The 12,457-nt window shown below is 31.9% G+C and carries 10 protein-coding genes and 1 pseudogene; 9 read left to right on the top strand and 2 right to left on the bottom strand.

The window, feature by feature from the left end:
• Positions 1–93: 93 nt before the first annotated feature.
• The 7 genes from J5E45_RS05615 (at position 94) to J5E45_RS05645 (ending at position 7,230) form a co-directional block, all read left to right on the top strand.
• Positions 94–1,014: a DUF5655 domain-containing protein gene (locus tag J5E45_RS05615; protein ID WP_208181773.1), complete on the top strand. Its 921-nt coding sequence runs from the start codon at positions 94–96 to the stop codon at positions 1,012–1,014.
• 670 nt (positions 1,015–1,684) lie between these two features.
• On the top strand, positions 1,685–2,266 hold the full coding sequence (locus J5E45_RS05620; protein WP_207606424.1) for a glycerol-3-phosphate responsive antiterminator: 582 nt from the start codon (positions 1,685–1,687) through the stop codon (positions 2,264–2,266).
• Between the two features lie 118 nt (positions 2,267–2,384).
• A complete protein-coding gene (locus J5E45_RS05625; protein WP_208181774.1) occupies positions 2,385–3,665 on the top strand; it encodes an ABC transporter substrate-binding protein in 1,281 nt (426 codons plus the stop codon).
• Positions 3,666–3,686: 21 nt separating this feature from the next.
• A complete protein-coding gene (locus J5E45_RS05630; RefSeq protein WP_101050653.1) occupies positions 3,687–4,562 on the top strand; it encodes a carbohydrate ABC transporter permease in 876 nt (291 codons plus the stop codon).
• Positions 4,552–5,367, top strand: a complete 816-nt coding sequence (locus tag J5E45_RS05635; protein ID WP_101094108.1) for a carbohydrate ABC transporter permease — start codon at positions 4,552–4,554, stop codon at positions 5,365–5,367. Before J5E45_RS05630 ends, J5E45_RS05635 begins: the two co-directional genes overlap by 11 nt.
• Before the next feature lie 10 nt (positions 5,368–5,377).
• Positions 5,378–6,448, top strand: a complete 1,071-nt coding sequence (locus J5E45_RS05640) for an ABC transporter ATP-binding protein (RefSeq protein ID WP_039067887.1) — start codon at positions 5,378–5,380, stop codon at positions 6,446–6,448.
• A 2-nt stretch (positions 6,449–6,450) separates the two neighbouring features.
• Positions 6,451–7,230, top strand: coding sequence for a sugar phosphate isomerase/epimerase family protein (locus J5E45_RS05645; RefSeq protein ID WP_208181775.1), 780 nt, complete (start codon positions 6,451–6,453; stop codon positions 7,228–7,230).
• 1,380 nt (positions 7,231–8,610) lie between these two features.
• On the opposite strand, the gene J5E45_RS05650 is transcribed toward J5E45_RS05645, so the two are convergent.
• Entirely contained in the window at positions 8,611–9,087 is a 477-nt protein-coding gene (locus J5E45_RS05650) for an SDR family NAD(P)-dependent oxidoreductase (protein WP_237282798.1), read from the bottom strand.
• 41 nt (positions 9,088–9,128) lie between these two features.
• Positions 9,129–9,254: a hypothetical protein gene (locus J5E45_RS14440; RefSeq protein ID WP_272873969.1), complete on the bottom strand. Its 126-nt coding sequence runs from the start codon at positions 9,252–9,254 to the stop codon at positions 9,129–9,131.
• 240 nt (positions 9,255–9,494) lie between these two features.
• Here J5E45_RS14440 and J5E45_RS05655 point away from each other — a divergent pair.
• Positions 9,495–11,585, top strand: a pseudogene (locus tag J5E45_RS05655) (heavy metal translocating P-type ATPase).
• Positions 11,586–11,602: 17 nt separating this feature from the next.
• The gene (locus J5E45_RS05660; RefSeq protein WP_208181776.1) at positions 11,603–12,148 is read left to right on the top strand and encodes a DUF1541 domain-containing protein; all 546 of its coding nucleotides are present in this window, start codon (positions 11,603–11,605) and stop codon (positions 12,146–12,148) included.
• Positions 12,149–12,457 lie beyond the last annotated feature (309 nt).

Consider the following 12,457-nt stretch of genomic DNA (forward strand, 5'->3'; position numbering starts at 1 on the left):
TTCAAGTGAACTTTTATAATTTTTGGGATGAACTGTACAGTTAAATTAGCATATACAATGGTGATGAATTTTTAAATTAAGGTGGTTTTTCTTTTGGGAGATGTAAAACTTTTTAATATTGAAGTGAACAATACTTATGAACTTGTAGGGGAGTCTGTTGCGATTGAAAAATCATTACAAAATATTATTGAATGTAATACAGAGCAACTATTAGGCATTAACTTTTTAGCAAGTGAATATTCTACAGGGAAAAACCACTCAGGTAGAATTGATACTTTGGGTATTGATGAAAATTATTCTCCTGTAATTATTGAGTATAAACGCACGACAAACGAGAATGTTATTAATCAAGGTTTGTTTTATTTGGACTGGCTAATGGACCATAAAGCAGAGTTTGAGTTGCTTGTAATGAATCAATTGAGTAAGGAGGTTTCTGATAAAATTGAGTGGGCATCGCCGAGATTGTTATGTATTGCTGGTGGATTTACAAAATATGATGAGCATGCTGTGAAACAAATTAATCGTAATATAGAGTTATATCGATATAAATATTTTGAAAATAAGTTTTTATTATTGGACTTAGTAAATGCAACATTTACAACGAGTCATAAAGAAAAAAATGTCAAAAGTGCTTCTCAAATAATAGATACAGAAAACAGTTCTTATACTTCAAAAAATCTTGAATCGGCTAATGAAAAATTAACAGATTTATACTATGAATTATATGAATATATGATGAGCAAAGGTGATGATGTTCAATTTAAAGAATTGAAACATTATTTCGCGTTCAAAAGAATCAAAAATTTTGCTTGTCTTGAAGTACATCCAAGTCAACAAAGAATTATTGTATTTGTAAAAGTAAACATAGAACAGACGGTTATTGAAAAAGGATTTATGCGTGATATGACAAATATCAATCATTGGGGGACTGGGAACTTATCTCTTTTAATAAGAAATAAAGAAGATGTTGAAAAAGCAAAAGTGTATATTGATGAAAGCTACGAAAAAAATTAAACTATAATATTTTTTATGGCTCTATACTAAACAGGACTGACATAAAAAGTCAGCCCTGTTTTTAATTACTCTTTCTCCGTTTGGATTGAGGCGCTTCTATAGTGCGGTTAACTATTTTTAAATAAAAAGCAATAGCTTTTGGGTTATTGTCAGGCACTTCAGGAATTACGTTTGCTTCTTCTCCCATGATTGGAGGTATTTTAAGTGATACATTGGCTTGTGCAAAACGTGTTTTTTATTAACATACCTTTTACTATTATCTTTTGGAATTATTAATGGTATATACATATTAAGCGTAATGCTTATTACATTGATCAGTGGGATTACTGTAATTTCTAAAAAAGTCAAAGGTGTTAACTCAAAGTGATCATAATTTATTCAGGTTTCTTCATTATTTACTTTGAATAAATATGTTTATCGTTGCAAGTAAATGAATATTCACCTCCATAATATTTAAAATTTTGTAATAACAAGCATAATCAAAGTTATTAAATGACTAATAAGAAAATAAATATAATTTTAATTGAAGAGCGATATTATTATTTTTGAGCTATATATTATGTTTTTCTACCAGATTTAATTTCGACTAATATATAATTGAATTTTAAAGAGTCTAAGAGAAAATATAGAGGGAAGTCATGTATTAAATCTTTAAAATGTGGAGGATAAAATGAAAGAGGATAAAGTAGTGATTGCATCAGTTACCAAAGAAAACCAACTTGAAAAGGTACTGAAATACAAAGATAACTTGAAAGCAGTATTTATTTTAACTGGTAATTTTATAAATATTAAAGAGTATGTGAAGCTATATCAGTCAAATGGAATTGATGTTTATATTCATGTGGAGAAGATTAAAGGATTAAAATTAGATGATTTTGGTTTTAAATATATAAAACAAATGATTCAACCGGAAGGTATCATAACGACAAAAATGAGCCATGTAAAATTAGCGAAAAAGAATGATATTTTCGTAATTCAACGTTTCTTTTTAGCCGATCACGATATGAAAGAAAATATTATAAATACTGCTAAAGTAAGTCAGCCTGATATGTTAGAAATGATGCCAACGATTACTTCATTTTTAATTGAATCTATTCAATCAAAAGTAAAAATACCTATTATTATGGGTGGATTAGTAGATAGTGAAACTTATTTAACTCAAGCGCTTGAAGATGGCGCTTTAGGTGTATCGACTGCAAATAAAGCAATGTGGAAGAGAGAATTTACTGATTTTTTACATGAGCATCAATAAATATTAATATACATTTGTTACATTAAACATAACAAGTGAAGTGATAGGCAATTGGAGAGCCAAATAAGCGTGTATTGACACGTTTATTTGGCTATTTTTTTTGGAGGGATTAAGGCGAATGAAGCAATTTAGTTTTCTCTTGTGTATAACATTACTGTTTTTAGCAGGTTGTAGCGCTGAAGGGAGTAAGGAAGAGACAAAAGATGGCAAAGTGAAAATTGAGTACTGGCATGTCAACGCTGAAACTCAAGGTGGAAAAACAGTAAAAGAACTTGTAAATGATTTTAATAAACAAAGTGATGACGTCTATGTGCAAGCTAAATATAATCCAGATATGTATAAAGGGTTGATACAGAATATGATGTCTGAAGCAGCAGGGGGTAGAACCCCAGATGTTGTACAAATAGGCTGGTCCTTTAAAAATTATTACAAAGACAACTTTGAATATACATCACCCGAAGAGATTATCAATCAATCATTTCCAGAAGATAAAAAGTTTATAAAAGAAAAGTTTGATGACAAGGTTTTAAAAATTGCCCAGGATGAAAACGGAGAGCAACTAGGACTACCATATTCTGTTAGTAGTCCAGTTATGTTTATAAATAAAGATATTTTACGTAAAGCGCATCTTGATGAAAATGGGCCGAAGACTTGGGAAGAAGTTCAAAACTATGCAAAAAAAATTAAAGAAACCACAAATCAATATGGCATCTTTATACAAGAGCCTGCTGATAGTTGGGCGCAACAAGCAATCGTTGATAGTAATGGGGGCAATATCGTAAAAGATGGCAAAGCATCATTTGCAAACCAGGAAGGTGTAGAAGCGTATCAAATGATGCAAGATATGGTGAACAATAAGTCCGCATTACATACTAATGACGAACAAGGTCAACAAAGTTTTATCAATGGTGAAGTCGGTATGCTATTTACAACAAATGCGAAACAAAAACACATTAAAGATAATGCAACATTTGATGTTGAAGCGATTGAAATACCAAGTTGGAAAGGTAAAGAGAAAGCAGTCCCCGCAGGTGGTGCAATGCTAGGCATTACGTCAGATAGTAAAGAAGAGCAAGAAGCATCGTGGAAGTTTATGAAATATCTATACAAAGTTGAAAATGTGGCGAAATGGACGAAAGGGACGGGATACGTGCCGCCACGTAATGATGTTGTAGATAACCCGAAAGGTTTAAAAGCTTATGTTGAAGAAAATAAGATGATGCGACCAGCAATCAATCAAATGAGTGATGTTGTGCCTTGGGCGGCATTTCCTGGTAATAGCGGTTTAGAAGCTGAGCAACAACTTATTGATATGCGAGATAAAATACTCGGGGAAGATGCAGATGTAAAGGAAACCATGGAAGCAACACAAAATAGAATTAATCAGGAATTAGATTAACCAATTAAGGAGGTACAAGTAATGAATAAAAAATGGTTGCCTTATGCATTATTACTACCATCTGTAATCATTATTTTAATTTTTAATATTATACCTTTGATTTATACCGTATATTTAAGCTTTTTTGATTGGAACATGGTTAAAACAAACAAAGAATTTGTAGGTTTAGATAATTATATTGAGCTTTTTACAAACACTAAGTTTTATATGATTATCGGTCAGACATTTGCCTATATTGCCTTACTAGTTGTATTTAATACAGTGATGACTTATATTTTTGCTTTTATTGTAGATTACTTTATTGGCAAAGGAAAACGTATTTATCAAACTGTATTGTTTATACCCTCTGTAATTTCACTTGTTGTAGGTGCGATGGTGTTTCTGTGGATACTTAACCCAGTGTCGGGACCTGTTGCACAAGTGCTAGGGATATTTGGCGTATCGATACCAAATTGGACGACAACGAATGGTTGGGTCATCTTTGTCATTAGTTTGATTGTAGCGTGGAAAGTCTTTGGGTATAATTTCTTGGTTTTATATTCCAGTATTATTGGCATACCAAGAGAGATGATTGAAGCAGCAAAAATAGATAACGTGAAGCCTTCACGTATTTTTATAGATATTATTCTACCTATGAGCTCGGCGACCGGTTTTTACATTTTAATTATGACTATAGTACAAGGTTTGCAGTACGTTTTTACGCCTATCAGTGTAATTACAAAAGGCGGCCCCAATTATCAAAGTAGTAATTTAATTTATCACGCTTATCACGAAGGGTTCACCTTATATAAAACAGGTGTTTCTGCTGCTGTCTCGACAATTACATTGATTATTTTCTTTTCACTATTACTGATTCAGTTTTTAGTGGTTGAGAGGAGAGTAAAGTATGAAAACTAAATCTTCTATCGCACATATCGTACTCATCACATGTATATTATTAGCGATTTATCCAATTATTTTTGCAGTAAGTAATTCGTTCAAAAAACTAAGCCACGCGTATGATTCTATGATTAATTTAATACCATTACCATTTACAATGGAGAATTTCGACAAATTAATTAACGATATTCCATTGTTGCAAATTACAACAAACACGTTCGTAATTGCCAGTGTGATCACGATAGTGAAAGTAATCATTTCATTTTTAGCAGCGTTCGCTATTGTTTTCTATCAATTCAAATTTAAAAAAGTGACTTATATGGTACTCGTAGCAACGATATTTGTTCCATTTACTGTCACGATGGTCCCGAATTATATTATTATGGCGCGTTTAGGTTTTGTAGATTCATGGTGGGGAGTTATTTTACCCCAGCTTGCAGATGCGATTGGCATATTTATGTTAACGCAATCTATGCGTAATATACCAAAAGTATTGTTAGACTCTTTGCAAGTGGATAATATTTCAGTTTGGCATACGATGAAGGACGTGATTGTGCCAATTACTAAGCCTGCACTGACATCAACAAGTATTTGGTTTTTTATCTTGTCATGGAATGAATATATATGGCCAAACTTAATGTTGAAAAGTGAAGCAAATTATACATTACCTTTAGCATTACAATTGTTTGTAAGCTCAGAAGGTGGCACTAATTTTACAGTAGCGATGGCCTTGAGTGTCTTAACGATGGCCATTCCACTCATCGTATACTTATTGTTCCAACGTATGATTATAGACACATTCACTGCAAGTGGGATTAAATAGGAGGTTTACAATGGGTACTTTAGAATTGAAAAATTTATGCAAATCATTTGGTGACACTAAAGTGATTGAGAATTTAACTTTGAAAATAAATGATGGGGAACGCGTAGTGTTTTTAGGCCCCTCTGGTTGCGGGAAGTCTACAATACTTAGAATGATCTCTGGCATAGAAAGTGTTTCAGACGGCCAAATACTATTTGATGATAAGGATGTAACAAATTATGCTCCGGGAGAAAGAGATATTGCAATGGTGTTCCAAAACTACGCGTTATATCCACATATGAGCGTAGAGAAGAATATTACCTATGCATTAAAACGTAATAAAATACCCAAAGAAGATATTGAGCAACGCCTTAATCAAGCACTCTCTATATTGGATTTAAATCACTTAAAAGAACGTAAACCAAGTGAACTTTCAGGTGGTCAACGTCAAAGAGTTGCTTTAGGCAGAGCAGTCGTTAAGAATGCTTCTTATTTCTTATTAGACGAACCTCTGTCTAACCTAGATGCGTTATTGCGTGTATCTGCTAGGAGAGAGTTATTACATTTACATGATATGTATCAGCATACTTTTATTTTTGTGACACATGATCAATTAGAGGCAATGGCATTAGCTGATCGTATTGCATTATTTGATAAGGGTGAAATACAAATGTTCGATACACCGGAAAATGTTTATAATCATCCGAGTAATGTGTTTACAGCACGTTTTATCGGTACGCCACCGATGAATATCCTCGATGCAAAGTATGAGAAAAACCAACTCATATTTGATTCTAAACTATATATAGATGCGAAGACTTTAAATCAACAAAATTTAGAGCTCTATGAAGGTCTTTCGCTACTAGTAGGTATTCGTCCTGAAGCAATTTATATAACGGAAGAACCAACAGGAATAAGATTTGAAATTGAAGATATTGAAAATTTAGGAGAAAGTTACAGTCTTATTGGAAAAATCAATCAACAAATGCTGACTGTAAAAAGTTATAAAAGACCAGAACAAAGTATAGTAAATATTAAGTTTGATATGAGTAAAGTAACATTGTTTGATCCAAATACAGAAATGAATATAGAGGAGAGGTAATTATGGCACTCATTTTAAGTACCAATGCATATATAAGAAGTGGATTAACGCCTATTTATGGTCTCTTAGAGGACAACCCAGATTTAGGAATAGAACTTTTTGCGAATAACCAAGATAAAGCTTATATGAAAGAATTACTTGCTTTAGGTAAAGATACAAATCGATACTTAACCTATCATGAACAAATATTTGATGTAGAACACTCACGACCAAGGGAAGAAGATTTATATAGCTTAGAACAAATTCGATTAGCCATTGAACATTGTGTAGACTTAGGAATAAAAGATATCGTCTATCATGTAAATAACATAGCGATTGACGATAAGCAACAAATGATTGCCCAAACAAAATTTAATTTAGATCATATTACACAAGAAGCTAAAACCAAAGGTGTTAATATTTTAGTGGAAAATGTGGGCGTAGATACCAAGCAAAACAAATTATTAACAGAATCAGAGTTTATCAATTTCTGTAAAGAACGCGCGAACAACGTATTGATTGATATTGGACACGCAAATGCAAATGGGTGGAATTTAGATTATGTGATACAGCAACTTCAAGACAAAATTAAATTCTATCATTTACACAATAATGACGGTAAGCATGACGATCATAATTTATTACACGATGGCACATTAAATATGGAACACTTCTTTGAGACATACCATAAGTATACACCCAATGCCCATCTAACATTGGAATACAATTATGATATCGGAGGACAACCACAGCAAATTCAACATGATATAGACTATGTATTAAGAAAAATGAAAACAGAATAACAAGGATAAAGTTGAAAACTGTCCATCATAGTGAGAAGTCGGATTGTAGTAATTTAAGCTACACTCCGACTTATATTATTATTGCGATACTATATTAATCATTTTAAATGGCTGAAGACATCATTTGTTTAAAAATAGCTAATAATAATTACTAACTTAAGATTTTTTGTAATGATATAAATAGAAATTAATCTTTTTAACATAAACAATACATACCTAATCAATTTGATGATTTTAAATAAAAATATATTTTGTTTTAAAATGTGTTTTTAATTCAATTACAAACAAAGGTTAAAAGTTGAGGAAAATGAAATAATATTAAATAAATGTGTTTTGTCTATGTCCTACAATAAAGTATGTGAATATTAGTTTTGTTGCAAAGTGATAAAAGACATATCCCTGAATGATAAATTATCGGAGGGCGCATATGTATATCATATTTTTATATTCCAAATAGAGCATTATAACTTAATATATAACTAATAGCCGACAGTATAGTAATAACAGCTTTATTAAATTCTATAATCTAAAATGTTTCATGAGAAACGTTTTTTAAGCAATACTATTAACAAGCAGAAGCATATCATAAGTGATGCGGTTTTTAAGTTTACATTGTGCAAGTGATGATGTTAATTAATTGAAAACAATATTTAAAGTAAACAGAATGTGGAATGAAATTACGATAATTTATAGTATAACACTGGACAATCCTATTTAAGTTTATTAAGGTCACTCGTTTTATAATTTTTGTGTAGTATTAAGAGAACAAAATATAAATCAATTAAAATATCATTATATTAAAGGTAGATTATATCTCGTGCTAAGGATATAACATAAATCAATAGCAGTGAGAAGCTTATATTTGGGATTGAAAGAGTTGGTTAATGAAATCGGCCACTAATATTGTGACACAAGTGAAATTATAGAAAGATATATATAGTGAATGTAGCAGAACAACATGAGTGTGGTATATGTATACCAGCTAAATGTAAAGCATATAGATATAAAGTAAAGAGATTGCGAGCACGGTGTTTATACAGGTTGAAGTAACAGAAAAATAAATTGAGAAGTTTGAAATAGAAGTTTTAATAAATGTAATTTTATTATAAACAGAGAAAATGGGTTTATCACAATACAATTTTTGAACTCGCCTTAAAAATACATCAAACTCCTAAAACAGTATATTTGTAACCATCTTTACATTTATATTTATTGTAGTAACTAACTATTTTCTTTTTGAAAATCATAATTTAATGGCGGTATTTTTCACTAAAATGTATAAGTCCTAATTCATCGTATAAACGACAAATTAGACTGATATAATCTTAGACGAACGCGCCCTTTTGTTGAATAGGAACTTGTTTTAATTTATCAATGAATTTATGAGAACATGACATTCTCGCTGTTTGGTCCGAGTGTTTGACCAGTATAAGCATTTCCATCTGGGTCAGCAGCTAAAAATACTGCAGATGCAGCAACTTCTTCTACTTTTGCGAAGTGTGGAAGGGCTAAATCTGCCTTTTTATTATTTTTGAAGTTTCCCGATACTGAATCAAACAGCTCTGCTTCAGTTGGACTAGGGGCAACACAGTTAGCCGTAATACCATATTGTCCGAGTTCAAGCGCTATAGACTTTGCAAACCCAATAACAACTGCTTTGGCTGCGGCATAATGACTCATATTAAGCGTACCTATCTGTGCGGTTTGGTATGTGATATTAATAATTCTTCCTGATTTTCGGGAAATCATATGTGGCGCAACGCTTCTTGTTGTTAAGAAGGCGCTGCTCAAATCAATATTTATCATCTTATTCCACATTTCCGAAGTCATATCTTGGACTGGGCTTTCGCATACCATTCCAGCATTGTTAACTAGAATAACGATTTTGCCAAATGTAGCTATAGTTTTACAATAAGTTCTTTTTCTGTATTTTCATCTGTGGTATCGCCTTTTGTAACAATAACTTTTGTATTATTAATATTTTTAAGTTCATTGATGAGTGAATCAATTTCTTCTGAATCCATTCTATAAATATTAAGAGATAGCTTAGCACCTTCTTTAGCATAAGATTTTGTAATTCCTAATCCAATTCTTTTTAGTTTTACTCTAATTTCCTTGTTATATATTTTGGGTTATTGTAAATAACAGCACATCACTTGACTGTGTAATATCAGTTAAAAACAAAAGCGTTTATACCTAGGCGGGGTATGTGTTATATTATAACCATAATTACTATAATATTTTCGTAAATAGGGGGACTTAATTTGAGAAATAATGGAGAAGAACATAATCTTAATCATGAAAATCACATGAATCATTCTAATCAAATGCATCATGAAGCACATGAACATCATGATCACCATGAAGCGTATAGTCATCATAATGGGCACGAACATCACCATCATGGCAATTTTAAAGTTAAATTTTTTGTCTCACTCATTTTTGCAATACCTATAATTATTTTATCACCAATGATGGGGGTTAAATTACCCTTTCAATTCACATTTCCGGGCTCTGAATGGGTCGTCTTAATACTTGGTACAATTTTATTCTTTTATGGTGGTAAACCATTCTTATCTGGTGGAAAAGATGAAATTGTTGCGAAAAAACCGGGTATGATGACCTTAGTTGCTTTAGGTATTTCGGTAGCTTACATTTATAGCTTGTATGCTTTTTACATGAATAACATTAGTAGTACGCCAGGCCATACAATGGACTTTTTCTGGGAATTAGCTACATTAATTTTAATCATGTTATTAGGTCATTGGATAGAAATGAATGCTGTAGGAAATGCTGGGGATGCTTTGAAGAAAATGGCAGAACTCTTACCTAATAGTGCCATTTAAGTCATGGACAATAACGAACGTGAAGAAGTTAAAATATCAGATATCATGATCGATGATATCGTAGAAGTGAAAGCTGGAGAAAGCATTCCAACAGATGGTATGATTGTTCACGGTCAAACATCAATAGATGAATCATTAGTCACAGGGGAATCTAAAAAAATACAAAAAAATCAAAATGACATCGTCATCGGCGGTTCTATTAATGGGTCCGGAACGATACAAATGAAGGTTACAGCTGTAGGAGAAGACGGCTATCTTTCTCAAGTTATGGGGCTAGTTCATCAAGCGCAAAATGATAAATCTAGAGCTGAATTGTTATCAGATAAAGTAGCGGGTTATTTATTCTACTTTGCCATAAGTGTGGGCGTAATTTCTTTTATCGTATGGATGCTTATTCAAAATGATGTTGACTTTGCACTAGAACGACTCGTAACTGTATTAGTCATTGCTTGTCCACATGCTTTAGGCTTGGCGATACCTTTAGTTACTGCACGTTCTACTTCAATCGGTGCACATAATGGTTTAATTATTAAAAATAGAGAGTCTGTAGAAACAGCTCAATATATTGATTATGTAATGATGGATAAAACAGGCACTTTAACTGAAGGTAATTTTTCAGTTAATTATTATGAAAGCTTTAAAGATGACTTAAGCAATGATACAATATTAAGTCTTTTTGCGTCATTAGAAAGCCAATCTAATCATCCATTAGCCACAGGTATTGTGGATTTTGCGAAAAGTAAAAATATTTCATATGCTAGCCCGCAAGAAGTTAATAACATTTCAGGTATAGGATTAGAAGGTAGCATTGATAGTAAAAAATATAAAATAACCAATATCTCTTATCTAGATAAATATAAATTTGAATATGATAACGACTTGTTTGTTGAATTAGCTCAACAAGGTAATTCAATCAGTTATTTAATTGACGAGCAACAAGTCATTGGCATTATCGCTCAAGGAGACCAAATTAAAGAAAGTTCAAAACAAATGGTAGCTGATTTATTATCAAGAAATATTACACCAGTTATGCTTACTGGTGACAATAATGAAGTAGCGAATGCTGTTGCAAAAGAATTAGGTATTAGTGATGTACATGCACAACTAATGCCAGAAGATAAAGAAAGTATTATACAAGATTATCAAAGTAACGGTAAAAAAGTAATGATGGTTGGTGACGGTATCAACGACGCGCCGAGTCTTATAAGAGCCGACATTGGTATAGCAATTGGTGCAGGCACAGATGTTGCAGTCGATTCAGGTGATATAATTCTTGTTAAAAGTAATCCATCAGATATTATCCATTTCTTGACCCTTTCAAATAATACCATGAGAAAAATGGTTCAAAACTTATGGTGGGGAGCAGGATACAATATTGTTGCTGTACCTTTAGCTGCTGGTGTTTTGGCATTTATCGGCTTGATTTTATCACCTGCAGTAGGTGCCATTTTAATGTCACTAAGTACGATTATCGTTGCAATTAATGCCTTTACACTGAAATTAAAATAAAAGATAGGAGCGTTACTATGATTAAAAAATTAATTTTTATTATATTAGGCTCAATGTTAGCGTTATCTGCATGTTCAAATAGTGATGGAAAAAATGAAGACACTAAAGACCAAAAGAGTGAGAGCCATATGAAACATAATGATGAAAGTAAGGCTCCTGAAGATATGACATCAACTGACCAAGGTAAGTTTAAACCAGGTGATAAAGTGACTATTACAGCTGGGCATATGCCTGGAATGAAGGATGCAGAAGCCACAGTAAAAGACGCTTATAAAACATATGCCTATGTTGTAACTTATAAACCTACAAATGAAGATAAAAAAGTAAACAATCATAAATGGGTTGTAAATGAAGAAATTAAAGATGCCCCAAAAAATGGGTTTAACAAGGATGATACTGTTAAATTAGAAGCAGATCATATGCCTGGCATGAAAGGTGCGACAGCGGATATAGATGATGTGAAAGAGACCCCTGTTTATATGGTTGATTACAAATCTAAAGATAATGGAAAAACTGTCAAAAATCATAAATGGCTGACCGAAAATGAATTGAAAGCACGTTAATAGTTTAATTCTTGAAGGTGAAATGGTTAGAGATAAAATATTAGTAGGGATTACTGTTATTTTAAAACTAACCCAATATTCTTTATATAAAAATTATATATTCTCCTTAATCAATAGTTTAAATAACTTAATATTGTAAAGGAGAATATTTTTTATGAATATTTAAATTATAGGAAGTCTTAACAGAATAACAATTTTATTGAAAAACTGATTATAACTTTAATAGCTTGAGTTACATATCTAGAAAAACCGCAGCATCAACTGATAAGCAGAAGCGTATCATAAATAAAACTAAAGCTAGTGTATATT

The organism is Staphylococcus shinii (assembly GCF_017583065.1).
In the GTDB taxonomy this organism is placed as follows: Bacteria; Bacillota; Bacilli; order Staphylococcales; family Staphylococcaceae; genus Staphylococcus; species Staphylococcus shinii.

What these genes read in the sequence shown, in the direction of transcription:
- J5E45_RS05620 (WP_207606424.1), top strand. Translation starts at nt 1,685, where the DNA reads ATGAAAGAGGATAAAGTAGTGATTGCATCAGTTACCAAAGAAAACCAA.
- J5E45_RS05625 (WP_208181774.1), top strand. Translation starts at nt 2,385, where the DNA reads ATGAAGCAATTTAGTTTTCTCTTGTGTATAACATTACTGTTTTTAGCA.
- J5E45_RS05630 (WP_101050653.1), top strand. Translation starts at nt 3,687, where the DNA reads ATGAATAAAAAATGGTTGCCTTATGCATTATTACTACCATCTGTAATC.
- J5E45_RS05635 (WP_101094108.1), top strand. Translation starts at nt 4,552, where the DNA reads ATGAAAACTAAATCTTCTATCGCACATATCGTACTCATCACATGTATA.
- J5E45_RS05640 (WP_039067887.1), top strand. Translation starts at nt 5,378, where the DNA reads ATGGGTACTTTAGAATTGAAAAATTTATGCAAATCATTTGGTGACACT.
- J5E45_RS05645 (WP_208181775.1), top strand. Translation starts at nt 6,451, where the DNA reads ATGGCACTCATTTTAAGTACCAATGCATATATAAGAAGTGGATTAACG.
- J5E45_RS05650 (WP_237282798.1), bottom strand. Translation starts at nt 9,087, where the DNA reads ATGGTATGCGAAAGCCCAGTCCAAGATATGACTTCGGAAATGTGGAAT.
- J5E45_RS14440 (WP_272873969.1), bottom strand. Translation starts at nt 9,254, where the DNA reads ATGGATTCAGAAGAAATTGATTCACTCATCAATGAACTTAAAAATATT.
- J5E45_RS05660 (WP_208181776.1), top strand. Translation starts at nt 11,603, where the DNA reads ATGATTAAAAAATTAATTTTTATTATATTAGGCTCAATGTTAGCGTTA.